The sequence below is a fragment of the Gordonia sihwensis NBRC 108236 genome (assembly GCF_000333035.1).
Taxonomy (GTDB): Bacteria; Actinomycetota; Actinomycetes; order Mycobacteriales; family Mycobacteriaceae; genus Gordonia; species Gordonia sihwensis.
On the sequence record NZ_BANU01000003.1, the window covers coordinates 92,610 to 117,296 of the forward strand.

The following is a 24,687-nucleotide window of genomic DNA, read 5'->3' on the forward strand; positions in this document are numbered from 1 at the left end:
GTGCGTGCCCCGACACTGGTGAGATCGGGTCCGCGCACGCGGCGTTAACGAGGATCAGACGTCAGTCGTTCAGCTGAATGACTCCAGTACCCGCTTCCGGAGTTCGCCCTTGACCAGCTTGCCGGTCGGGGTCCGCGGCAGGTCGTCCACGAAGCGGATCTCCTTGGGGACCTTGAACGACGCGAGTTCGGCCTTCGCGAAGTCGACGAGTTCGGCGGCGAGGCGATCGGAGGCCTCGGCGCCGTCGACCAGTTGGACGAAGCCCACCGGTCGCTCTCCGAGATCGTCGTCGGGCAGGCCGATCACGCCGACGTCGTATACCGCCGGGTGGTTGATGAGGACGTTCTCCGACTCCTGCGGGTAGATGTTGACGCCGCCGGAGATGATCGTGAAGGCCTGGCGGTCGGTGAGGTAGAGGAAGCCCTCGTCGTCCACGTAACCGAGGTCGCCGGTGGTCGCCCAGTTCGCATGCCCCGGGTGCTGCGCCTGCGCCGTCTTCGACGGATCGTTGTGATAGACGAAGGGCATCTCGTCGCGCTCGAAATAGACGGTCCCGACCTCTCCGGCGGGCAGCGGTTCACCGTCGGGACCACAGATGTGCACCACTCCGAGGACGGCTCTGCCGACCGAGCCGGGGTGGGTCGACGAGTCCGCCGATCCGATCAGCGTGACGCCCGCGGCTTCGGTGGCCGCGTAGTACTCGTTGATCACCGGTCCCCACCAGTCGATCATTCTGCGCTTCACCTCCGCCGGACACGGAGCGGCGGCGTGAATGGCGACCTTCATGCTCGAGACGTCGTACCGGTCGCGGACCCCGTCCGGCAGCTTCAGCATCCGGACGAACATGGTGGGCACCCACTGACTGTGCGTCACGGAGTATTCGTCGATGTACCGCAGGGCCGTCTCCGGCTCGAAGTGGTCCATCACGATCACCGTCCCGCCCAGAGCGTTCGTCATCGCGCAGTACCGAAGGGGAGCGGCGTGGTACAGCGGCGCAGGCGACAGGTAGACGGTGTCGGGGCCGAATCCGTACACCGGGCCGAACACCTGCGATATGAGGTCGGGGGCCTCGTCGACCTGGACGCCGGGCAGCGACGGCTTGATTCCCTTGGGCCGCCCGGTGGTTCCCGAGGAGTAAAGCATGTCGGCGCCGCGGGGCTGGTCGGTCAGCGGGGCGTCCGACGCAGCGGCCAGCACCTCCGGGTAGTCGAGGAAACCGTCGACCGGCCCGCCCCAGGCCACCCGCCGGGAATCGTCGGACAGGGCCTCGATGCGGTGGGCCTCGGAGACGGCGCCCGCCACCGCGGCCGAGGCGAAGACCGCGCGCGCATCGCAGTCGTCGAGGATGTAGTTCACCTCCGCCGGGGTGAGGTGGTGGTTCACGGCGGTGACGTACATGCCGGAGCGGACCGCGGCCCAGTACACGTCGAAGACGCGCAGATCGTTGTCGGAGACGATCGCTATGGTGTCGCCCCGACCGATTCCCAGGTCGTGCAGGTGATTGGCGATTCTGGTGGAGTTGTCCGTGAGCTCTCGATAGGTGACGCGCTCACCCGTCGACGGGCGGATCAGCGCAGGCTTGTCCGGTGTGGTCGCGGCGAAGGTTCCTGGGTACACGGGCACTCCTGAAGTGAGGGACGTCTCACCGACGACCGTACCGAGTAATCGCTCGCTCAGGAGTGCTTTGCCGTCACGCCGCTTCCACGCGGTAGGAGACCGCCTGCAGCAGGATCGCGCCCACATCCTTGGGGTCGCGTGCGATGAACGAGCTGCCGCCGGTGGCCTCGGCGATCTGCTTGAGCGCACCGGCGTCGGCGTCCTCCGAGATGCCGACCGCGATGATCGGGATGCGCCGCGCGGGGTTCTTCATGATGTTCAGCTCCGACACCAGATGCCCCAGCGTGATGCTGTCGCGATCCTCGTTGCGGCCGTCGGTCATGATGATCACGCTGTTGGAGTACGCGGGGTCGTATGAGTCGTACACGGTCTTGAACGCCGCGAGCGCGGTGTCGTAGAGACCGGTGCCGCCGCCGACGTGCCCCAGCGTGTCGCGGATGGAGTCGGCGAGGCGGTCGCGGTTGGTACGGCCTCCCTCGATCTCGGAGATCGGCGCGATCGGCATCACCTCCCGATAGTCCTGGCCGGGGCCGCCGCGGTCGATGCTGAACTCCCAGTAGCCCAGCGCGGTGTTCTTGGGGAACCGGCCCAGTCCGAACAGCGAGGCCTCCCGGAGGAAGGCCGCGCGCGAACGGCCTCCGGCGTCGAGCGCCATCGAGCCGGACACGTCCTGCACCACGAGCGCCCGGATCGGCTGGGTGAGTGCGGTCCACTTCCGCAGGATGTTGTCGACGAGTTCCCTGGCCGGCTGCTTGATCACGGTGACGTCCTGGACGCCGGTTCCGTCGGCCGGCGGCTCGCCGTCCGGAGAGCGGATGCCCATCTCCTCCCGGATCCGGCGACCACTGTCGGTCTGCAGGGTGGCCACCAGCGCGTCGATCGCGTCGCCGGCCAGCGCTTGATCGTCGGGCTGCGCGACATTGGCGGCCCGATAGTCCAGGGCCACCGTGCCGGACCGCGGCACGGCCACCTCGAGATCGGACGCGGGATGGGCGCGCTTGAACTCGGTGTAGGCGCGTTCGGTGGTGAGGGTGGCCGTCGGCGCGGGAGCGGCGGCGGTCTGCGCGAGATCGGGGGAGGCGTCGTTGTCGTTCATCATCAGGGCCCGCTTGGTCAGGAACTCCACCAGCTCCCGGTGCGTCAGCGAGCCCGACGACACCTCGGAGAGCGCTCCGATCACCGCGGCGTTGCTGACGTCGCTGCGGGCCGGCGGAGCCACTCGCAGTCCGGGCGAGGTGAGCACGTCGGTCCACGCGGGCATCGCCGGGAGTTCACGGCCGGCCACCACCACCGGGGAGACGCCGAGCGACGGTCCGACGTCGGCCCACGTCCGGCCGAGTGCGGCGCGCACCTGCCGGACGCGCGCCTGCGACTCAGCGATCCAGATCTGCGGTGCGTTCCGGTCGGTGAGGCGTTCGGAGGTGTGGCTCGGCGGCACGGCCTGCACGGTGAAGTCGAAACAGCTGTCCGCCTCGGTCTGCTTCGACAGGGCGGTGACGTAGTCGGCGACGTCCTGGTCGGCGATGACCGACACCGGTCGCACCTGAGAACAGCCGCCGTGCCCGCCCCGCCAGACCGCGTACACTCCGCCCGCCAGCAGCGCGGCCAGCACCAGGGAGAGCCCGACCCGCGCGCGGGTGCCGGGGCGCCGTCGCCGGCGGCTCCCGGCGGACTCCCGCGGTGGATCGGAAGCGGGACGCGCGGCGTTTCGGTGTTGGCCCATGTCGGGTCGACCCCTCCTTGTGAATTCCTCGAGAGTGCGAGAGAAGGCTAGCCCATGCGTGAGATGGGACACGTCGGGGGTGCCGAGTACCGCCGATTACGCCCGTCGGCGCGACGGGCACGGACGTCATGAGCACCACGGCCGCGCACAGCAACGGGCCCGGACCTTCGGCGGTCGAAGGTCCGGGCCCGTTGCGCCGGTCACTCGCCCGCGGGTACGCGGACCGAGGCCTCGACGAGGTCGAGGACGGCATGCAGATCGTCGGTCGACTGACCCGAGGCCAACCGTGTGACCAGGCCGTCGAGGATGACGTCCAGGTAGGTGACGAGCACCTCCGGGGGGACGTCCTTGCGGAGACTGCCCGCACGGCGCTTGCGCTCCAGGCGGGCGAGGGTGGCGGCCTCGCGGTCGGCGCTCTGCGCCTCCCAGGCCTCACGGAAGCCGGGATCGGTGCGGATCTTCCGCACGATCTCCAGCCGCGTGCTCAGCCAGTCGAAGTCCTTCGGCCGCGCGAGGATGTCGCGCATCACCTGGACCAGACCCTCGTGCGAGGCGACCTCGGCCATCCGCTCCGCGTCTTCGCGTGCCAGCGCCAAGAACAGGGCTTCCTTGTCCTTGAAGTGGTGGAAGATCGCACCGCGGGAGAGGCCGGTCGCCTCTTCGAGACGTTTGACCGTCGCTCCGTCGTAACCGTATTCGGCGAAACAATGCCGCGCGCCGTCGAGGATCTCTCGACGACGCGCGGCAAGACGGTCATCGCTGACCCGTGGCATGAATCAGCTCTTGATCATGTTCCGCAGGACGTACTGCAGGATGCCGCCGTTGCGGTAGTAGTCGGCCTCACCGGGCGTGTCGATGCGCACCACGGCGTCGAAGACGACCTTGTCGCCGTTCTCCTTGGTCGCGGTGACCTTCAGCGTCTTCGGGGTCACGCCCTCGTTGAGCGCAGTGATGCCCTCGATGTCGAAGACCTCGGTGCCGTCCAGTCCCAGCGTCTTGGCGCTCTCGCCCTCCGGGAACTGCAGCGGGACCACGCCCATGCCGATGAGGTTGGAGCGGTGGATGCGCTCGAACGACTCGGTGATGACGGCCTTGACACCCAGCAGCACCGTGCCCTTCGCCGCCCAGTCGCGCGAGCTGCCGGAGCCGTACTCCTTGCCGCCGAGGACGACCAGCGGGATGCCGGCCTTCTTGTAGTTGACCGAGGCGTCGTAGATGAACGACTGCGGACCGCCCTCCTGGGTGAAGTCACGGGTGTAACCGCCCGAGACGCCGTCCAGCAGCTGGTTCTGCAGGCGGATGTTCGCGAAGGTGCCGCGGATCATCACCTCGTGGTTGCCGCGACGGCTGCCCAGCGAGTTGTAGTCCTTGCGGGCCACACCGTTGGCGTCGAGGTACTGCGCGGCGGGGGTGCCGGGCTTGATGGGTCCGGCCGGGCTGATGTGGTCGGTGGTGACCGAGTCGCCCAGCAGCGCCAGGACGCGGGCGCCCTTGATGTCCTCGACCGGCGCCGGCTCGGGGGTCATGCCGTCGAAGTACGGTGCCTTGCGAACGTAGGTGGACTTCTCGTCCCACGCGAAGGTGTCGCCCTCCGGCGTGCTCAGTCCGCGCCACCGCTCGTCGCCCGCGAAGACGTCGGCGTAGGACTTGCGGAACATGTCCTGGCTGATGGCGGTCTTGATGGTGTCGTCGATCTCCTGGGCCGACGGCCAGATGTCCTTCAGGAAGACGTCGTTGCCGTCGGTGTCCTGGCCGAGCGGCTGGGTCTCGAAGTCGAAGTCCATGGTGCCCGCGAGCGCGTAGGCGATGACCAGCGGCGGCGACGCCAGGTAGTTCATCTTCACGTCGGGGGAGATGCGTCCCTCGAAGTTGCGGTTGCCCGAGAGGACCGCGGTGACGGTCAGATCGTTGTCGTTGACCGCCTTGCTGATCTCCTCCGGCAGCGGACCGGTGTTGCCGATGCACGTGGTGCAGCCGTAACCGCCGAGGTAGAAGCCGAGCTTCTCGAGGTACGGCCACAGGCCGGCCTTCTCGTAGTAGTCGGTGACGACCTGCGAACCGGGGGCCATGTTGGTCTTGACCCACGGCTTGCTGGTGAGACCCTTCTCGACCGCGTTGCGGGCGAGGAGGCCGGCGCCGATCATGACCGACGGGTTCGAGGTGTTGGTGCACGAGGTGATGCCCGCGACGGCGACGGCGCCGTGATCGAGGACGAACTCGCCGCGCTCCTCGCTGACGATCTTGATCGGCTTGCTCGGGCGTCCCTCGGCGCCGTTGGCCGCCGACTGGACCTTCACCGCTCCGTCGTCGGCGAAGGACAGCGCGGCCGGATCGGACGCCGGGAACGACTCCTCGACGGCCTCGTCGAGCTGCGTGTGCGCGGCGGGATGCTGCTCTTCGACGTAGTTGTGGATGTCCTTGCGGAAGGCCACCTTCGACTCCGACAGCAGGATGCGGTCCTGCGGACGCTTCGGGCCGGCGATCGACGGGACCACGGTGCCCAGGTCCAACTCCAGGTACTCGGAGTAGGCCGGCTCGTGGTCCGGGTCGTGCCACATGCCCTGTTCCTTGGCGTAGGCCTCGACCAGCGCGAGCTGGTCGTCGTCGCGGCCGGTCAGGCGCAGGTAGTTGATGGTCTCGGAGTCGATCGGGAAGATCGCGCAGGTGGAACCGAACTCGGGGCTCATGTTGCCCAGGGTGGCGCGGTTGGCGAGGGGGACCTCGGCGACGCCCTTGCCGTAGAACTCGACGAACTTGCCGACCACACCGTGCTGACGGAGCATGTCGGTCACAGTGAGCACCACGTCGGTGGCGGTGACACCCGGCTTGATCTCGCCGGTCAGCTTGAAGCCGACGACGCGCGGGATCAGCATGGAGACCGGCTGGCCGAGCATCGCGGCCTCGGCCTCGATGCCGCCGACGCCCCAGCCCAGGACGCCCAGGCCGTTCTCCATCGTGGTGTGCGAGTCGGTGCCGACGCAGGTGTCGGGGTACGCCTGGCCGTTCCGGACCATGATCGAGCGGGCGAGGTACTCGATGTTGACCTGGTGCACGATGCCGGTGCCCGGGGGCACCACCTTGAAGTCGTCGAAGGCGCCCTGGCCCCAGCGGAGGAACTGGTAACGCTCGCCGTTGCGCTCGTACTCGAGTTCCACGTTGCGCTCGAAGGCGTCGGCGCGGCCGAAGACGTCGAGGATCACCGAGTGGTCGATGACCATCTCGGCGGGGGAGAGCGGGTTCACCTTGTTGGGGTCGCCGCCGAGGGCGGTGATGGCCTCGCGCATGGTGGCGAGGTCGACCACGCAGGGCACACCGGTGAAGTCCTGCATCAGGACGCGGGCCGGGGTGAACTGGATCTCGATGCTCGGGTCGGCCGACGGATCCCAGTTCGCGAGGGCGTTGATGTGATCTTCGGTGATGTTGGCGCCGTCTTCGGTGCGCAGGAGGTTCTCGGCGAGGACCTTCAGCGCGTACGGCAGCTTCTCGGTGCCGGGCACTGCCGACAGGCGGAAGATCTCGTAGGAGTTCTCACCGACCTGCAGGGTGCCGCGGGAGTCAAAGGAATTGATGCTCACGTGTGCTCCACTCGTTTCGTGCAAGTTCCGCCGACGGGCTGCGCCGACGGGAGTTCGTCAGAAGCGTCGCAGCATGCGGCGGGCTGCGGCCGCGGTGCTACCTCTCCAGCATAGCAGTACGCGCGTACTGGTTGGGCGGTACGGGTCGCTCGGCCGTATCGGCGTGCGGCTGTCGTATCCTGGGCGCCGAGTGCCACCCGTCGCCAGCGGCCAGCCGGCTTCTGCGCGCACCCCGCCATGTCGAGTCAGCAACCGTTCAGGGAGCCACATCTGATGAATCCGGGCCCATCCGCGTTCGTTCTCGCCGAGCCCGCGTCCCAGCCGCCGGCCGACGTGTGGTCGAACCTCGACATGGCTGCGATCACCGACGCGCTCACCGGCTCCGGAGTGTGGGCCCCCGCCGACCAGCAGCTCGCGCTCAAGCAGCTGGTGAAGCAGGCGGCGGCCGACGGGCACAGCCTGCACGTGGTGGTACTGGACCAGTCGTACCCGAAGTTCACCGCCTACCGGGACATCGCGACCCACCTGCAGTCGGAGGTCGGCGGGACGGTGCTGGTCTTCGGCCCGTCCGGCAGCGGCACCGCGTCCGACGAGTTCAGCCGAGTTCAGCTCGAAGACGCCTCGAACGACGTCTCCAAGGGGGCCACGGCCTCCCAGGCCGCCGCGCAGATGTACCACAAGGCCGTCGATCCCAACGTGAACTGGAACGGCGTCACCATCGGCCTCATCGTCCTCGTGGTGATCGGCGCGGTGATCGCCCGCTGGCGGATGAAGCGCCGGCGGACGACGGCCGAGCCGGCCGCGGTCGGGCAGAACGGCGACGTCTCCGGCCCGGCGACTGCGGAGGGCGACGAGGATCCTGACGGCCGCCGTCCGGCCGGGACTGACTGACCCCTCGGGGTCCCGCCGTCCGGCGTCCGCGCTCGTCGCGGACGCCGCTTTCTTCTGACGCGTCACGATTCGTGCGTTATCCAACTGTGACAGGACTCTAAGGTTCCGTCTTTGCGCTGCTGACGCGTGTTTCCGCAGGTAATCACCTATTTGTAATTCAGGGCTTCAGGTTCTCACAGAGACTGATGTGACGTACGGTGCAGAAGACACTTTATGGTGTACGGGGGATAGATGTTGCGAGGGAGTTCTCGACTTGAAGCCAGCTAAGAACGGCGCACGTTGGGCGGCGCGAGGTACCACCGTGGGTGCCGTGATGCTCGTGAGCGTTCTCGGAGCCGGTCCGGCCCTCGGTGACCCCAACAACGCCAATCCCGTGGCATCGCTGATCAACCAGATCGCCGACGTCGATCAGAATCTGTCCGACCTCGCGAGCGCGGTCGCGGCGAAGCAGGAGAACGTCAACCGCACGCTGGTGGACTTCCAGAACGCGCTCGCGGCTCAGCAGGTCGCAGCCGCGGCCAGCCGAAGCGCCAAGGACTCGCTCGGCGAGGTGAGCGCGAAGGTCGAGGCAGCGCAGAAGGACTTCGACGCCTTCGTCCGGTCGGTGTACCGGCAGGGCAACAATCGCGGGGCGATGACCAAGTACGTCGCGTCCGACGATCCGGAGAAGGTCCTGGACCAGATGTCTGCCGTCGACCAGGTCACGCGACAGCAGCAGGCGACCATTCGCAAACTCCAGGTGGCACGCAACCAGCAGGCCAACCGGGTGGCGGCCACCGAGGCCACCCGCCAGCAGACGGCGATGGCCGCCAAGGACGCGTCGGCCCGGCGCGATGAGGCGATCGCCGCGGTCAAGGCCGCCCAGGACGCGGTCCGCACTCAGCAGACCAAACGCAACGAATTGGTCTCCCAGCGCACGTCGCTGGCGTCGAAGCTCGAGAAACTGCGCAAGTCGGCCCCCAAGAGCGAGGTGGACGCCCAGGCCTCGCCGGGCACCGTCGCCGACGTGGCGGGCAAGGTGCTCGACCGCATTCCGGCCAAGCCCGTGGAGGGCGATGATCTGGTGGCCCAGGCCGCCCAGGCGGCCGCGAAGCTCGCGATGGAGACCGGTCAGGCGCTGTTGGCCGGCGCCATCGGCAAACTCCAGATTCCGCATTCGGAACTGTTCGACCTGCTCGGCATCGGCGGGTCGTATCCGTTCGGTGAGGGCCAGGACAGCACCTACGGCCGACTCCAGAACGGCTCGCTCGGTCCGCTGCTGACCAATCCCGAGTCCGGGGTCCCCGGCGGTGGCGGAGGGCCCTCGCAGCCCGGTCTGCGCGGCCCGGCGGCCGTCGAACTCGTGGTCAACCGGATGAAGTCGCAGCTGGGCGTCACGTACGCCTGGGGCGGCGGCGACGCGAACGGCCCCACCCTCGGCATCCGCGACGGCGGCGTCGCCGACAGCTACGGCGATTACCGCAAGGTCGGCTTCGACTGCTCGGGTCTGATGATCTACGGCTTCGCGGGAGTGGGCATCGACCTTCCGCACTACACCGGCTACCAGTACACCTCGGGACCGCAGGTGCCGCTGTCGCAGATGCGGCGCGGCGACATGATCTTCTACGGGCCCAACGCCAGCCAGCACGTGGCGCTCATCCTCGGTGACGGGACCATGATCGAGGCGCCGCAGTCCGGCGACGTCGTGAAGATCTCGCCGGTGCGGACCGCGGGCGCCATGCCGTACGTGGTCCGGCTCCTCTGACACGTGCGCGGTCCCGATACTCCCCGCCCCGCTAGTGTGGGTGTCGGTACATCGCAGGCCTCGACCGGTAGGAGCATCGGCTTGACTTCAACAGGCAGCAGCGGACAGGACCGCAGCGGCGCGGCGACGGAGGGATCCGCCGCCGGGACACTGTCTTTCACCCCGGAAGACGCGAAACTGATCGAACGCGCTCTGTTCGAGGTCAAGCGGGTGATCGTCGGCCAGGACAAGCTGGTCGAGCGCATCCTCACCGGTCTGCTGGCCCGCGGCCACATCCTGCTCGAGGGGGTGCCCGGCGTCGCGAAGACGCTGGCGGTCGAGACCTTCGCCACGGTGATCGGCGGCAGCTTCTCCCGCGTGCAGTTCACTCCCGACCTGGTGCCCTCCGACCTGATCGGTACCCGCATCTACCGGCAGGGACGCGAGGAATTCGACACCGAGCTCGGCCCGGTGGACGCCAACTTCGTCTTGGCCGACGAGATCAACCGCGCCCCGGCCAAGGTGCAGTCGGCGCTGCTCGAGGTGATGGCCGAGCGGCACGTGTCGATCGGCGGCTCCACCTACCCCATGCCCGATCCGTTCCTGGTGATGGCGACGCAGAACCCCATCGAGAACGAGGGCGTCTATCCGCTGCCGGAGGCGCAGCGCGACCGCTTCCTGTTCAAGGTCCTCGTCGACTACCCGTCGGTGGAGGAGGAGCGCGAGATCGTCTATCGGATGGGCAACGTCCCGCCGACGGCGTCGCAGATCCTCGACCCGGCGGCGACCATCCGACTGCAGCAGCTCGCGGCCAACGTCTTCGTTCATCATGCGCTCGTCGACTACGTGGTCCGGGTCATCAACGCCACCCGGCGGCCCGCGGAGGTCGGGCTCGGCGAGGTCGACCAGTGGCTGGCCTACGGTGCGTCCCCGCGCGCGACGCTCGGCATCGTCGCCGCCGCTCGCGCCCTCGCGCTGATCCACGGGCGCGACTACGTGATCCCGCAGGATGTCGTCGAGGTGATTCCCGACGTCCTGCGGCATCGCCTCGTGCTGTCGTACGACGCGCTGGCGGACGAGGTGACGCCCGATCACATCATCACTCGGGTGCTGCAGACCATCGGTCTCCCGCAGGTCTCCGCGGCGCCGGCCCAGCCGGTCCAGAGCCCGCCGGTCCAGCAGCCGCATGCGGCGCAGCAGCCCGTGCAGCAGGCGCACGTCCAGCAGCAGTCGGGTCCGCAGGCTCCCGCGGCGCAGGCCCCGGCCGCCCAGCAGTCGCCGACGGTTCAGCCGGGCAATGCCGGCCACTGACGGGCTGCCGTCGTTCGCGGCGGGAACACTGACCGACCCCGAGTTGACGGCTTCGCTGAAGTCTCTCGAGCTCACCGTCCGGCGCAAGCTCGACGGTGTGCTGCAGGGCGAGCATCTGGGCCTGATCCCCGGACCGGGATCCGAACCGGGCGAGGCGCGCGAGTATCAGCCCGGCGACGACATCCGGCGGATGGAGTGGTCGGTGACAGCCCGCACCGGTACTCCGCATGTACGGCAGATGATCGCCGACCGGGAGTTGGAGACGTGGTTCGTGGTCGACGCCTCGGCCAGCCTCGACTTCGGGACCGTCGGGCGGGCCAAACGCGACATCGCGATCGCCGCGGCGGCCGCGATCGTGCATCTGACGGCGGGTGGCGGTAATCGGCACGGCGCGATCATCGTGACGGGCGACGACGTGGTGCGGATACCGGCTCGTGCCGGCCGCGCTCACGACCAGGCCCTGCTGAAGGCGATCGCGACCACTCGGCGGAGCGCTCCGGGAGTGCGCGGCGATCTGAACACCGGACTGGAGGCGTTGCGCCGCCCGTTGCGCAGGCGCGGACTGGCGGTGGTCGTGAGCGACTTCCTCGGCGAGATCGACTGGGCCCGCTCGCTGCGCGCGATCGGCGCGCATCACGACCTGCTGGGCGTGGAGGTGCTCGACCCGCGTGATGTGGAGTTGCCGCCGGTGGGACCGGTGACGCTCCGGGACGCCGAATCCGGTGAGGTGGTCGACGTCGACGTCACCGCGCAGGTGCGGGCCGACTACGCGCGGGCCGCCGCCGAACACCGGGCCGAGGTGCTGCGGACCTTCCGCAGCGCGGGCGGCCCGGTGCTGTCCCTGCGCAGCGACCGTGACTGGATCGCCGACACCGTCCGCTTCGTCGGCATGCGCCGCCGGACGATGGCGGCGGGGGTGCGTTGATGAGCGATCTGTTCGCCCACCCCTGGTGGCTGTTCTCCACGCTGCTGGTGGTCGCGTTGATCGTCGCCTATGTCTACGTGATGCGACGGCGGCGGGCGCGGGCGCTCGCCTTCGCGAACCTCGACCTCCTGCGGTCGGTGACTCCGAAGAACCAGGACCGCTTCCGCCATGTGCCGGTCGCGGTGCTGCTGACCGGTCTGGTGCTGCTGACGATCGCGATGGCCGGACCGATGGCCGAGCGCGACGTGCCGCGCAACCGTGCGACGGTCATGCTCGTCGTCGACGTGTCGAATTCGATGAAGTCCACCGATGTGGCGCCGTCGCGGCTCAAAGCGGCTCAGGCCGCAGGTAAACGGTTCGCCGACGAACTCACCGACGGAGTCAATCTCGGGCTCATCTCGTTCGCGGGCACGGCGTCGACCCTCGTCTCGCCGACACCCGACCACGCCGCGACCAAGAACGCGCTGGACCGGCTCAAACTCGCTGACAAGACGGCGACCGGAGAAGGCATCTTCGCGGCGCTGCAGCAGATCCAGACACTGAACGCGGTGCTGGGCGGGCCCGAGGGTGCTCCACCGGCACGGATCGTCCTCCTCTCCGACGGCAAGCAGACCGTCCCCGAGAGCCCGGACGACCCCCGGGGCGGCTTCACCGCCGCGCGCAAGGCCAAGGAGGAGGGCATTCCGGTGTCGACCATCTCCTTCGGAACCCTGACCGGCACCGTCGATCTCGAAACTCCCGGCGGAGGCGTGGAGCGGGTGCCGGTCCCGGTCGACGACGAATCGCTGCGGAAGATCGCGAACCTCTCCGGCGGCGAGTTCTTCACCGCCTCGAGCCTCGACGAACTGAACAAGGTGTACTCCACGCTGCAGAAACAGATCGGTTACGAGCGTGAACGCGGCGACAATTCGAGGCCCTGGCTGATCGCGGGCACGCTGCTGGCGGTCGCAGGCACATTCGCCGCCCTGCTCCTGAACCGGCGCCTCCCCTGAGATAGGTTGATCAACCATGGCAGAGCATTCATCGATTCCCGCCCAGACCCCGCGCTCGGTGCTCGTCACCGGCGGCAACCGCGGCATCGGCTTGGCCGTCGCGCAGCGTCTGGCCGCCGACGGGCACAAGGTGGCGGTGACCCACCGCGGCTCGGGGGCGCCCGAGGGCCTGTTCGGCGTGCAGTGCGATGTGACCGACACCGAGTCGGTGGAGCGGGCCTTCGCCGAGGTCGCTGAGCATCAGGGGCCGGTGGAGGTGCTGGTCGCGAATGCGGGCATCACCGACAACATGCTGCTCATGCGGCTCAGCGAAGAGAGCTTCGAGAAGGTCATCGACGCCAATCTGACCGGTGCCTTCCGCTGCGCGAAGGTCGCGACCAAGGGGATGCAGCGCGCGCGGTTCGGTCGCATGATCTTCCTCGGCTCGGTGGTGGCCACCTCCGGCATCCCGGGACAGGCCAACTATGCGGCGTCGAAGGCCGGCCTGATCGGCCTGGCTCGCTCCATCGCGCGCGAACTCGGGTCGCGGAACATCACCGCGAACGTCGTCGCTCCCGGATTCATCGAGACCGACATGACCGCCGCGATGGAGGACCGGTACATCGAGATGGCCAAGCAGGCCATTCCGCTGGGCCGGACCGGCAAGCCCGAGGATGTCGCGGCGGCCATCAGCTTCCTGGCGTCCGATCAGGGCGGATACATCACCGGTGCGGTCATCCCGGTCGACGGCGGCATGGGCATGGGCCACTGACGAGCCGGTACCGGCGCCGCCTTCCACACTTCTTCACTCACCCCCCACAGGAGCTTTTCGTGAGCGGAATCCTCGCAGGCAAGACCATTCTGGTGACCGGCATCATCACCGATGCATCGATCGCCTTCCACACCGCCAAGGTCGCCCAGGAGCAGGGTGCCACCGTGATCATCACGGGCATCCCCGAGCGGCTGCGCCTCATCGACCGGATCGCCAAGCGGCTGCCGCAGGAGGTGCCGCCGGCCATCCCGCTCGACGTCACCGACGAGGAGAGCCTCGGGGCCCTCGCCGACAAGGTGCGCGAGCTCGCGCCCCAGGGGATCGACGGTCTCGTGCACTCGATCGCGTTCGCGCCCAAGACGCTCATGGGCCCGGATGCGCTGCCCTTCCTCGAGGGGCCGGGCCCGGACGTCGCGAAGTCGTTCGAGATCTCCGCGTGGAGCTATGCCTCGCTCGCCCGCGCTGCGCTGCCGGTGATGAACGAGGGCGGCTCGATCGTCGGCATGGACTTCGATCCGCGCACGGCACTGCCCGATTACAACTGGATGGGCGTTGCGAAGGCCGCCCTCGAATCGGTGAACCGCTACGTGGCGCGCGAGGTGGGGGAGGCCAAGCGCATCCGCTCCAACCTCGTGGCGGCCGGACCGATCAAGACGCTGGCGGCCAAGGCCATCTCCGGCACCGCGACCGACGATGCGCGCAAGCTCAACATGCTCAACGAGTACTGGGACGGAGCCTCGCCGATCGGCTGGAACGTCGACGACCCGGGCGTGGTGGGCACTAGTGTGTGCGCCGTGCTGTCGGACTTCCTCCCGGGCACCACGGGATCGATCATCTACGTCGACGGCGGAGCCAGCCACAACACCTGGTTCCCCGAGAACTTCCTCGGCTGAGATGCACGGATCGGAGGACGGCGGCGCATTCGATGCGCTGCTGTTCCTGTCGTTCGGCGGGCCGGAGAAGCCGGCGGATGTGCGGCCCTTCCTCGAGAACGTCACGCGCGGCCGCGGCGTGCCGCGCGAACGCCTCGACGAGGTGGTGGAGCACTACCTGCACTTCGGCGGGGTCTCGCCGATCAACCGTCTCAACCTCGACATGATCGAGGCGCTGCGCGCCGAGCTGGGGCGACGTGGCCGGGACCTGCCGATCTACTTCGGCAACCGCAACTGGCATCCGCTCGTCGCCGACACCACCCGCCGGATGTACGACGACGGGCACCGGCGGGTACTCGTGTTCCCCACCTCGGCGTGGGGCGGGTATTCGGGCTGCCGGCAGTACCACGAGGACATCGCGGGAGCGCTGTCGGCGACGGGGCTGGACGACGCCGGGCTGGTGCTGCGGAAGCTGCCGCAGTTCAGCGCCGAGCCGAAGTTCATCGAGGCCTCGGCGAATGCGCTGCGCACGGCCCTGGGTTCCTTCGGCACGGCGCCACGCGTGGTGTTCACCGCGCATTCGATTCCTGCGGCCGCCGACCGGAACGCCGGGCCCGCGGCCGAGGGCGGACACCTGTACTCGCTGCAGGTGAAGGCCGCCGCCGCGGCGGTGGCGCACTCGGTGGGCCTGCAGGAGTACGACGTGGTGTGGCAGTCGCGATCCGGTCCGCCGCAGGTGCCGTGGCTGGAGCCGGACATCTGCGATCACCTGCGAGAGCTGCGCGAGAGCGGCGTCACCGATGTGGCGGTGATGCCGATCGGCTTCGTCTCCGATCACCTCGAGGTGATCTGGGATCTGGACTCCGAGGCCAGGGAACTGGCAGCCGAGCTCGGCATGGGATACGTGCGCGTACCGACGGTCGGCACCGACCCCGTCTTCCTCTCGATGATCGTCGACCTGATCGAGCGGTATGCGGACGGCGGGGGAGACGTCACCGCGATGGGCTGTGGCGACAACGGTGCGCTGTGCCGGCCCGACTGCTGTGTTCCCGCGCGGCGGCCGAGCAGCCGGCCGTGATGTCCGGCTAGCTCGGATCCACCGTCACGAAGTCGATCAGCTCTTCCACGCTGCGCAGCAGCGGGACTTCCAGATCCCGGAAACTCGACACGCCCGCCAGAACGCGCCGCCAACCGTCTTGCGGTGTGCCCCAGCCGAGTTCGGAACAGATGCCGGTCTTCCAGTCCGTGCCCATCGGGATCACCGGCCAGGCGTCGATGCCGACGGACGCGGGCTTCACGGCCTGCCAGACATCCACGTAGGGGTGGCCGCAGACGAGGACGTGCGGACCCACCTCGGCGGTCAGCTTGGCCTCCTTCGTGCCGGCGACCAGATGGTCGACCAGCACACCGGCCCTTCGATGCGGTGCGGGCTCGAAGTCGGCCAGCGCGTCGTCGAGGTTGTCGAGGCCGTCGAGACTGATGACGACGACGCCCTCGCCTCGGAGGTCGTCGCCCCAGACCCGTTCCAGGAGCGTGGCGTCGTGCACCCCCTCCACGAAGATGCGGCTGGAGCGCGCTGTGCGGGCCCGTTGCTTGGGCGCCGCGCGCGAGCCGGAGGCGGTCCGCGTGGGCTGGACCGGGCCGCGCCCGCGAGGCCGGACCAGAGTCACCGGCTTGCCGTCGATGAGGAATGCGGCCGGATACATGTGAAACACGCGGGTCCGCCCGCGGCGATCCTCGAGCCGGACCATGTCGCCGGCGTAACTCTTCTCCAGACCCACCACGGCGCCGCAGAATCCGGTCGCCGCGTCTTCGACCACCAGATCGCGCTCGGCGGCCACTTCGGGGGCCTTCGGCTTGGTCTTGCGGGGCGAGGACAGCACGTCGCGGCCGTATCGATCATCGAACACGGATTCCAAGGGTAGGGGCCGGCGTCGGGATCGGCGGGCGCGACGCTCCGGTGACCGCCGAGTCGCCGAGTATTCTGGCTTGGATGACCAGTTCCTCCCTGATGCTGCGGTCGTGGCCGGCGAGCGCGTTGGCGGTGTGGGCGGCCGCGCGTGAGGCCGGCCGCTGCTCGGCCGACGACGTCCTGCACACCCTTCACGACTACGCGCAGGTGCACGAGCTCGACCCCGGAGGCGACATCCTCGACCTGCTCGGCGCGGTGTCGGGCGCCAACGCGATGTGCGTGCGACTGCCCGCGCCCGGAGATGCCCAGGGACTGCCGCCGGGACGCCCCACCGATGCCGCGATGGCGGCGGGTGAGGTGATTCTGATCGACGACCGCGAACCCGAAGGTCCCAGTACGCCCGCCGCCGGAGCGATGCGTGCGCTCGCGCTCGTCCCGATCAGCACGGCCGAGCGCTGCCGATGGCAGTCGATGCGCTACGACCGTGACGTGGCGGTCGGGGCGTTGCTCTCCGACAGCCCGCTGGGGGAGGTCGAGTACGAACTGCGCAGCGCGGTCGCCGAGGCCGCGACCTCGATCGCCGCACTCGGCGGCAGGCGTGGTTCGCCGGCCGACCTGCGCGATGCGCTGGCCGCTCGGGTCTCGGCGTCGACCATCGATCTGCCGCCGCACGACAATCCCCGTGTCGACCGGGTGCTGGCGAGCGCCGCGCAGATCGACGCGATCGTGTCGTTGACGGGAACGGGGGAACTGGGCGACTCCGGATCGCAGTTGGCGACCGCCGACGAGCGGTTGCGCGGTCTGTCGGCGCTGGCGCGCCGAGCGCGGTCGGCGGCGGTGAACACACTGATCGCCGATTACCGGTTCCGCGCCGGCTGACCGCTCAGACGCCCGCCAGCCAGCCGACTCCCGCGAACGCCGCCGCCCACAGCACAGAGGCGAACGTGCCGAGAATGAACTGTTCGCTGGCACGCGGAGCGCGGAGTTCGGAGAACCGGGCCAGGCTCTTCACCGCGAGGATGATCCCGATGCCGGCGGGCCACGCGAGAAGCAGCGACGCCGCCACCGCCGTGCGTTCGAGCATGCCGATGATCCGGCCGCCGCGCAGCGGTGCCTCGGGTTCGTCGTCGTGGTTGTCGGCCCGGGTCGGGATCCCGCCGAGCGCCAGCACGACGCGGACCGCGCTCGATCCGGTGGTCGCCGCGGCGATCACCGCCACGACGTGGACGGCGAGCAGCCCGGCGCCGGACGACGGCGCGCCGACCGCGGCGACGACGGCAGCCGCGGCGATGAGCGCCGCGCTCGCCGCCGCCGCGATCACATCGGTCGCCAGCACGGCGGAGTCGGACCGTTCGGGGTCGTCGACGAGGCGGCGCCGAACCAGCGAGGTGCCCGCGGACACCGCGATCGCGAGCAGTAGCAGGACGATGATCGCGATCATTCACTCACCTCCGGCAGCGGGCTGACGCCGTCTGCGGTCTGAAGCAGTCGGCGGAACAGCTCCTCCGCCGGACGCTGCACATCCCAGCGCGCATGCCGCAGTCGCAGCGACATGGCCTGCGGCGAAATGCCCAGGGCATCCGCCGCCGCGGACTGGCTCGACCCGGCCGCGACCAAGGACACCGCCTCGCGACCGGCCTCGGAGCGGTCGAGCAGGACGTCGAGCAGGAGCCACGCGGCGGTCTGGGCATGATCGCACCACGGCGACACCCCGCGAACGCACAGATGCCAGCGGTTCTTCTTCGCCGCCTCCACGGCGTCACGGGCGTCGAGGAAGGCCTGCCCGCGCCCCGCGCGTGTCTGCGGCGGCAGCGGAGCCTCCAGGGTGCCCACCCCGATGCCGACGCTCCAGTCGCCCGAGGCGGCGAGGTCGACGGCGAGCACAGCCAAGTGATCGGGGGACTCGAACACCGCTTGCACTTCATCGCCCGCGGTCCGCTCGAACGGTCGGATCATGCCCGGGCCGGAGCGGGCGAGCACCTCGGGCACCCGATCGCGTCCGGTACGGCTGCCCCGTTGATCGGCGGTCAGAACGAACACGGTCACCTCCCGAGTGAGTCCGCTTGGCGTGGGCGCGCGACGAATCCATCAAGCATAAAGGCTTGAAACTGGGAGAATCAAGTGTTTTTGCTTGATTGTGACCCGTTGACGGGCATGCGGGTGTCGACGATCAACCCGATGACACCGATAGAGAACAGCACCGCGGAGAAGACCAGGCTGATCGGGCTGCCTTCGCCGGTCAGTGCATTGCCGAGGAAGATCAGGGCCGCGTTGCCCGGAGTCATCCCGATCACGGTCGCGGCCGTGTAGGGGAGGAGTCGGATGCTCGACAGCCCCGAGAGGTAGTTGAGCAGTGAGAAAGGACACACCGCGATCAGGCGCAGAGACCCGACCGCCAGCCAGCCGCGGCGCTCGAGGCGATACTCCACGGTGGCGATCACCGGATGGCGCAGGTACGGGCGGATCCGTTCCCGTCCCAGCCGCCGCGCGAGCAGGAAGGCGGCGACGGCGGCGATCGTCGACGACACCGTCGCTCCGGCGAAGGCGAGAGCCGGCGCGAACAGCACACCCGCCGTCACGGTGAACGCCGTCCGGGGAACCGGACCGATCGGGACCACCGCGTAGGCGAGGAAGAACAGCGCCGGAAACCACGGCCCGAGCGATTCGGACCAGGCGCGCGCGGTCGCTATCGACGGCAGTGGGATGAAGTACGCGGCGACCAGTATCGCCACCACCGCGGCCATGACGATCCCGCCGCGGATCAGCGCTGTCCGGGTGACATCCGTCCGCCTGCGGGCCGGCCGGTCCCGGCGCGCCTCGGCGGTCGTGCCATCGAGGGACACCGGCTGTTCGACCGGAGCGGCGGACCGCGGTGAATTGATGCGCACGAGGGAGTAGTTTACGGGTCAGATCACATCCCCAGGTTCGCCCGAGCGTTTGATCGGTTATCGTTCCCTACGACGAAACTTCAGATGGTCGAGCTTTGGAGGTAGGCGAGCCGATGACGGCAAGTGACGACCCCGCGGCGCCGCGCGGCGCCGACGCGCTGCGGCAGGCGTACGACGAATGGTCCGAAGCGGCCGCCGGTGTGCTGGCGAAGGCACGCAAGGTCTCGGCGGATGAACTCCCCGACACCGCGGAGGCCCTGCTGTCCACCACGACGGGCGACGGCACCGTGGTCCGCCCGCTCTACACCCGGAAGGACGAGGTCGCCGAGTCGGGACTGCCCGGACAGTTCCCGTTCGTGCGCGGCGCCGATCCGGTGCGAGACGTCAACGTCGGCTGGCGGGTGACCGAGCGTTTCGGCGACGAGGGCGGCAGCGCCGAGGAAGTCAACGAGCAGATTCTCGACGCCGCGGGCAATGGGACCAGCGGGCTGTGGCTCAAGGTGGACGGCGGCATCGGCGCCGACGGGATCGCCACGGCACTGCGCGGCGTGTACCTCGACCTGATGCCGGTGACCCTGGACGCCGGCGCCGAGGGGATCGAGGCGGCTCGGGCGTATCTGGAAGCTCGCGTCGCGGCACCCGTGGCGCCGCAGGCCGCGCCCTCCACGATCGCGAACGTGCAGAGCCTGGGGCTGTCGCCGTACACGGCGCAGTTCTCCGGACGGGCCACCGTCGACGTCGACGCTGCGACCGCGCTGGCCGCCGACGCTCCGGAAGGAGTACGCACCTTCCGGGTCGACGGCACCGACTTCAGTCAGGCGGGAGCGAACAACCCGCAGGAACTCGGGCTCTCGGTGGCCGCGGCCGTGGCACATGTCCGCGACCTGGTCGCGGCCGGCCGCAGCCGGGCCGAGGCGCTCGGACAGATCACCTTCGGAGTCTCGGTCGACGACGACCAGTTCGCCGGCATCGCCAAGTTGCGGGCACTGCGCACCGTGTGGGCTCGGGTGGCCGACGTACTCGGCGAACCGGACGCCGGTGCCGCCGTGACCCACGCGGTGACCGACCTGGCGATGCTGACGCAGCGCGACCCGTGGGTCAACATGCTGCGATCCACCGTCGCGGCGTTCGGTGCCGGCGTCGGCGGCGCCGACCAGGTGACCGTCCTCGGCTACGACGCCGCGCTTCCGGCGGGCGAACGGTCCTCCAGCGCGTCCTTCTCCCACCGGATCGCCCGCAACACCCAACTGCTTCTGCTCGAGGAGTCGAACCTCGGCCGTGTTCTCGATCCGGCGGGTGGCTCGTGGTACGTCGAGTCGCTCACCGCCGATCTCGCCGCGGCGGCATGGGACGTCTTCACCGAGGTCGAACGCCGGGGCGGGTACCAGACGGCCCTGTCCGACGGGTGGATCGGCGAGCAGATCGCCGAGTCCCTCGCGGCACGCGACCTGCGAGTCGCGCACCGCACAGCGCCGCTCACCGGTGTCAGCGAGTTTCCGAACCTCGACGAGGCCGCCCGCCCGGCGGGCACGGCGCAGACCGTCGACCTCGCGACGGCGACGCCGAAGCTCGCTCGCGTGGCACGACAGTTCGAGGCGCTCCGCGACCGAGCCGACGCGGCGCGGACGCGCCCGAGCGTCCTGTTGCTTCCGCTCGGAAGTGTCGCCGAGCACAACGGCCGCACCACTTTCGTCGCGAATCTGCTTGCAGCGGGCGGGATCTCGGCAATCAATCCGGGTCCGATCGAACCCGACCAGATCGCCGGCCTCACTGCCGAGAACGCCGCCACGGTCGCCGTTCTGTGCGGCACGGCCAAGCGATACGCGAGCGACGGTCCCTCGGCTCTGGCCGCGGCGCGTGCGGCGGGAGTCGACCGCGTGCTGCTGGCCGGACCCGATCGTGAGTGGCCGGAGGCCACCGACCGGTGTGACGGCTCGCTGCGAGTGGGCATCGACGCGGTCGCGACCCTCACCGAACTTCTCGACCACCTGACCGACGGCGGGAGTGTATCCGCATGAGCAACACAGTTCCGAACTTCGCCGATGTCGCGCTGACCGGCGACCGCGCCGCGGAGCCCGCGGGTTCGGGCGCGGCGCAGACCGAGGCGCTCGCCCGCGCCAACGGCTACACGGCCGATCAGGTCACCTGGAGCACGCCCGAGCAGATCGACGTGCAGCCGGTGTTCACCCGCGCGGACCGCGACGCGGCCGCCGAGGACGGCGGCTACCCGCTCGATTCGATCCCGGGTGCGGCGCCCTTCATCCGCGGCCCGTACCCGACGATGTACGTCAACCAGCCGTGGACCATCCGCCAGTACGCGGGATTCTCGACCGCCGCCGAGTCGAACGCCTTCTACCGGCGCAATCTCGCCGCCGGACAGAAGGGCCTGTCGGTAGCCTTCGACCTCGCGACCCACCGCGGATACGATTCGGACCACCCCCGGGTGGCCGGTGACGTCGGCATGGCCGGCGTGGCGATTGACTCCATTCTCGACATGCGCCAGCTCTTCGACGGCATCGACCTCGGCAATGTGTCGGTGTCGATGACGATGAACGGCGCCGTGCTGCCGATCCTCGCGCTGTACGTGGTGGCCGCCGAAGAGCAGGGCGTGCCGCCGGAGAAACTGGCCGGAACCATTCAGAACGACATTCTGAAAGAGTTCATGGTCCGCAACACCTACATCTATCCGCCGACGCCCTCGATGCGGATCATCTCGGACATCTTCGCGTACACCAGCGCCAAGATGCCGAAGTTCAACTCCATCTCCATCTCCGGCTATCACATCCAGGAGGCCGGCGCGACCGCCGACCTGGAGCTCGCGTACACCCTCGCCGACGGTGTGGAGTACATCCGGGCGGGACTGGAAGCGGGCCTGGACATCGACAAGTTCGCTCCGCGGCTGTCGTTCTTCTGGGGCATCGGGATGAACTTCTTCATGGAGGTCGCCAAGCTCCGCGCCGCCCGCCTGCTCTGGAGTGAGCTGGTGGCGAAGTTCGAGCCGCGCAACGCCAAGAGCCTGTCTCTGCGTACCCACTCGCAGACCTCCGGCTGGTCGCTGACGGCGCAGGACGTGTTCAACAACGTCGCACGCACCTGTGTCGAGGCGATGGCGGCGACTCAGGGGCACACCCAGTCGCTGCACACCAACGCGCTCGACGAGGCCATCGCGTTGCCGACCGACTTCTCGGCACGGATCGCCCGCAACACCCAGCTGCTGCTCCAGCAGGAGTCGGGCACCACGCGGCCCATCGACCCGTGGGCCGGCTCCAACTACGTCGAGTGGCTCACGCACCAGCTGGCGGAGAAGGCGCGCGCACACATCGCCGAGGTGGAAGAGGCCGGCGGTATGACGCAGGCCATCAACGAGGGTCTGCCGAAGCTGCGCATCGAGGAGGCCGCCGCACGCACGCAGGCGCGCATCGACTCCGGGCAGCAGCCCCTCGTCGGCGTCAACAAGTACCGCGTCGACGAGGACGAGGAGATCGAGGTCCTCAAGGTCGACAACTCCAAGGTACGGGCCGAACAGCTCGCCAAGCTCGAGAAGCTGCGCGCCGAGCGGGACTCGTCGGCCGTGGAGGCGGCGCTGGCGAACCTGACGCGCGCTGCCGCCGAGCCCGGCGGCAGCGACCTCGACAACAACCTGATGGCGCTGGCCATCGACGCCGCTCGCCACGGGGCCACCGGCGGCGAGATCTCCGATGCGATGGAGAAGGTCTTCGGCCGTCACCAGGCGGAGATCCGGACCATCAGCGGCGTGTACCGCAACGAGGCAGGTGAATCCGTGAGCAACATCGATGAGGCGATGGCCGTCGTCGACGCCTTCGCCGAGGCGGAGGGCCGACGCCCCCGCGTGCTGGTCGCGAAGATGGGCCAGGACGGCCACGATCGCGGACAGAAGGTGATCGCCACCGCCTTCGCCGACCTCGGCTTCGACGTCGACGTGGGCCCGCTGTTCGCCACGCCCGAGGAGGTCGCCGCCCAGGCCGCGGACAACGACGTGCACGTCGTCGGTGTCTCGTCTCTGGCGGCCGGCCACCTCACGCTGGTGCCTGCGCTGAAGAAGGCACTGGCCGACGTCGGCCGCGACGACATCATGATCGTCGTCGGCGGCGTCATTCCCCCGGGCGATTTCGACGAGCTGTACCGGGCCGGGGCCGCGGCGATCTTCCCGCCGGGAACGGTCATCGCCGACAGCGCGGTGGATCTGATCCGGAAGCTGGCCGATCAGCTGGGCCTGGAACTGGCTGCAGCAGCGGAATGAGCGACGCGCAGTCCCGCCGGGCCGACCGCCCGGCGGGTCGCCGGATCGATGTCGACGCGCTGAGCGAGGGCGTCCTGTCCGGAAACCGAGCCCAATTGGCGCGCGCCATCACGCTCGTCGAATCGACCCGGCCGGATCACCGGGCGGCGGCACAGCAACTCCTGCTGAACCTGACGCCGCACGCGGGCAAGTCGTTCCGCGTGGGGATCACGGGCGTGCCCGGTGTCGGCAAGTCGACGACCATCGAGGCCCTCGGCATGCATCTCATCGAGTTGGGGCATCGGGTCGCCGTACTGGCGGTCGACCCCTCGTCCACCCGCACCGGCGGTTCGATCCTCGGTGACAAGACCCGGATGGGCCGGCTGTCCGCCGCGGACGAGGCCTACATCCGCCCGTCCCCGAGTTCGGGAACTCTCGGCGGCGTCACGAAGGCGACGCGCGAGACGATCGTGCTCGTCGAGGCGGCGGGCTATGACGTCGTGCTCGTCGAGACGGTCGGCGTGGGGCAGTCGGAGGTGAGCGTCGCGAACATGGTCGACGTGTTCACCTTCCTCACGCTGGCGCGCACGGGCGATTCGCTGCAGGGCATCAAGAAGGGTGTCCTCGAACTCGCCGAGATCGTGGTCGTCAACAAGGCCGACGGCAAACACATCAACGAAGCGCGCGGTGCCGCCCGCGAACTGCGCAACGCGCTGGGGCTGATCTATCCCCACGACGTGCTGTGGCATCCGCCGGTGCTGACGATGAGTGCGCTGGAGAACACCGGCGTTCACGAGTACTGGGAGGCGATCCTGCGGCACCGTGAGACGCTCTCGGCCGCCGGACAGTTCGAGAGGCGCCGAGCGCAACAGCAGGTGGACTGGATGTGGAGCATGGTGCGCGAGGCGATGCTCAATCGCCTCGAGGAGGATCCGGCCGTCCGTGCGGTACGGCGCGAAGTGGAGGCCGGAGTGCTCTCGGGCACGCTGACTCCGACGCTCGGAGCCGAGCGGATCGCGGGGGCCGCGGGTTTCTGACCCGCGCCGCGCGTCGGTCGCACCCTGTTCTCGGGGGGGAGACTCCCTCATCGTTAGACCGCCCTCATCGCTGTTCAAGCCTGAATGCTTGATCTCTGGCAACTTAAGTCTCTGAGCTTGCGCTTAGACGACGGCGGGCGCCGAGATGTCACATGCGTCCGAATCGCCCGATCACGCAAGCCTTTGTTGCAGATCTCACATGCGCTGAACTTTTTGAACGGACCTCTTCC

The 24,687-nt window shown here is 69.0% G+C and carries 20 protein-coding genes; 12 read left to right on the forward strand and 8 right to left on the reverse strand.

Features of this window, described 5'->3' with window-relative positions; all coding sequences use genetic code 11:
• Positions 1–69 precede the first annotated feature (69 nt).
• The 4 genes from GSI01S_RS02955 to acnA form a co-directional block, all read right to left on the reverse strand.
• Positions 70–1,617 carry an acyl-CoA synthetase gene (locus GSI01S_RS02955; protein ID WP_006894878.1) on the reverse strand — a complete coding sequence of 516 codons (1,548 nt, stop codon included), beginning with the start codon at positions 1,615–1,617 and terminating at the stop codon, positions 70–72.
• 73 nt (positions 1,618–1,690) lie between these two features.
• Complete coding sequence (locus GSI01S_RS02960; protein ID WP_006894879.1) at positions 1,691–3,340, reverse strand: substrate-binding domain-containing protein; 1,650 nt, start codon at positions 3,338–3,340, stop codon at positions 1,691–1,693.
• A 200-nt stretch (positions 3,341–3,540) separates the two neighbouring features.
• Positions 3,541–4,113, reverse strand: a complete 573-nt coding sequence (locus GSI01S_RS02965) for a TetR/AcrR family transcriptional regulator (RefSeq protein ID WP_006894880.1) — start codon at positions 4,111–4,113, stop codon at positions 3,541–3,543.
• A 3-nt stretch (positions 4,114–4,116) separates the two neighbouring features.
• On the reverse strand, positions 4,117–6,915 hold the full coding sequence (gene acnA / locus GSI01S_RS02970; protein WP_006894881.1) for an aconitate hydratase AcnA: 2,799 nt from the start codon (positions 6,913–6,915) through the stop codon (positions 4,117–4,119).
• Between the two features lie 273 nt (positions 6,916–7,188).
• Between acnA and GSI01S_RS02975 the strand changes: the two genes are divergently transcribed.
• From GSI01S_RS02975 to GSI01S_RS03010, 8 genes are all read left to right on the forward strand, one after another.
• The gene (locus GSI01S_RS02975; RefSeq protein WP_006894882.1) at positions 7,189–7,806 is read left to right on the forward strand and encodes an Rv1476 family membrane protein; all 618 of its coding nucleotides are present in this window, start codon (positions 7,189–7,191) and stop codon (positions 7,804–7,806) included.
• Positions 7,807–8,119: 313 nt separating this feature from the next.
• Positions 8,120–9,550, forward strand: a complete 1,431-nt coding sequence (locus GSI01S_RS02980) for an NlpC/P60 family protein (protein WP_081598057.1) — start codon at positions 8,120–8,122, stop codon at positions 9,548–9,550.
• A 150-nt stretch (positions 9,551–9,700) separates the two neighbouring features.
• A complete protein-coding gene (locus tag GSI01S_RS02985; RefSeq protein WP_051999593.1) occupies positions 9,701–10,840 on the forward strand; it encodes an AAA family ATPase in 1,140 nt (379 codons plus the stop codon).
• Positions 10,827–11,765, forward strand: a complete 939-nt coding sequence (locus GSI01S_RS02990) for a DUF58 domain-containing protein (protein ID WP_006894885.1) — start codon at positions 10,827–10,829, stop codon at positions 11,763–11,765. The genes GSI01S_RS02985 and GSI01S_RS02990 overlap by 14 nt, the downstream gene beginning before the upstream one ends.
• Positions 11,765–12,757, forward strand: a complete 993-nt coding sequence (locus GSI01S_RS02995; RefSeq protein WP_006894886.1) for a VWA domain-containing protein — start codon at positions 11,765–11,767, stop codon at positions 12,755–12,757. The genes GSI01S_RS02990 and GSI01S_RS02995 overlap by 1 nt, the downstream gene beginning before the upstream one ends.
• Before the next feature lie 16 nt (positions 12,758–12,773).
• Positions 12,774–13,508 (forward strand): 3-oxoacyl-ACP reductase FabG1, encoded by a 735-nt coding sequence (gene fabG1 / locus GSI01S_RS03000; protein WP_006894887.1) that lies wholly within the window; start codon positions 12,774–12,776, stop codon positions 13,506–13,508.
• Between the two features lie 59 nt (positions 13,509–13,567).
• Positions 13,568–14,401, forward strand: a complete 834-nt coding sequence (gene inhA / locus GSI01S_RS03005; protein ID WP_006894888.1) for an NADH-dependent enoyl-ACP reductase InhA — start codon at positions 13,568–13,570, stop codon at positions 14,399–14,401.
• 1 nt (position 14,402) lies between these two features.
• The gene (locus GSI01S_RS03010) at positions 14,403–15,458 is read left to right on the forward strand and encodes a ferrochelatase (RefSeq protein WP_006894889.1); all 1,056 of its coding nucleotides are present in this window, start codon (positions 14,403–14,405) and stop codon (positions 15,456–15,458) included.
• Between the two features lie 7 nt (positions 15,459–15,465).
• Here GSI01S_RS03010 and GSI01S_RS03015 read toward each other — a convergent pair whose 3' ends face one another.
• The gene (locus tag GSI01S_RS03015; protein ID WP_006894890.1) at positions 15,466–16,290 is read right to left on the reverse strand and encodes a DUF3097 domain-containing protein; all 825 of its coding nucleotides are present in this window, start codon (positions 16,288–16,290) and stop codon (positions 15,466–15,468) included.
• An 83-nt stretch (positions 16,291–16,373) separates the two neighbouring features.
• Here GSI01S_RS03015 and GSI01S_RS03020 point away from each other — a divergent pair, with 83 nt between their 5' ends.
• A complete protein-coding gene (locus tag GSI01S_RS03020) occupies positions 16,374–17,171 on the forward strand; it encodes an Rv1486c family protein (protein WP_006894895.1) in 798 nt (265 codons plus the stop codon).
• Positions 17,172–17,175: 4 nt separating this feature from the next.
• Here GSI01S_RS03020 and GSI01S_RS03025 read toward each other — a convergent pair whose 3' ends face one another.
• From GSI01S_RS03025 to GSI01S_RS03035, 3 genes are all read right to left on the reverse strand, one after another.
• Positions 17,176–17,733, reverse strand: coding sequence for a hypothetical protein (locus tag GSI01S_RS03025; protein WP_006894896.1), 558 nt, complete (start codon positions 17,731–17,733; stop codon positions 17,176–17,178).
• A complete protein-coding gene (locus GSI01S_RS03030) occupies positions 17,730–18,332 on the reverse strand; it encodes a hypothetical protein (RefSeq protein WP_039866799.1) in 603 nt (200 codons plus the stop codon). Before GSI01S_RS03030 ends, GSI01S_RS03025 begins: the two co-directional genes overlap by 4 nt.
• A gap of 77 nt (positions 18,333–18,409) precedes the next feature.
• Complete coding sequence (locus tag GSI01S_RS03035) at positions 18,410–19,180, reverse strand: TVP38/TMEM64 family protein (protein ID WP_006894898.1); 771 nt, start codon at positions 19,178–19,180, stop codon at positions 18,410–18,412.
• Between the two features lie 113 nt (positions 19,181–19,293).
• Here GSI01S_RS03035 and GSI01S_RS03040 point away from each other — a divergent pair, with 113 nt between their 5' ends.
• Genes GSI01S_RS03040 through meaB form a run of 3 tightly spaced genes read left to right on the forward strand, consistent with a single transcriptional unit; the run spans position 19,294 to position 24,457 of the window.
• Positions 19,294–21,198 carry a methylmalonyl-CoA mutase family protein gene (locus GSI01S_RS03040; protein WP_006894901.1) on the forward strand — a complete coding sequence of 635 codons (1,905 nt, stop codon included), beginning with the start codon at positions 19,294–19,296 and terminating at the stop codon, positions 21,196–21,198.
• A complete protein-coding gene (gene scpA, locus GSI01S_RS03045) occupies positions 21,195–23,441 on the forward strand; it encodes a methylmalonyl-CoA mutase (RefSeq protein ID WP_006894902.1) in 2,247 nt (748 codons plus the stop codon). The genes GSI01S_RS03040 and scpA overlap by 4 nt, the downstream gene beginning before the upstream one ends.
• A complete protein-coding gene (gene meaB / locus GSI01S_RS03050; RefSeq protein WP_006894904.1) occupies positions 23,438–24,457 on the forward strand; it encodes a methylmalonyl Co-A mutase-associated GTPase MeaB in 1,020 nt (339 codons plus the stop codon). The genes scpA and meaB overlap by 4 nt, the downstream gene beginning before the upstream one ends.
• Positions 24,458–24,687 lie beyond the last annotated feature (230 nt).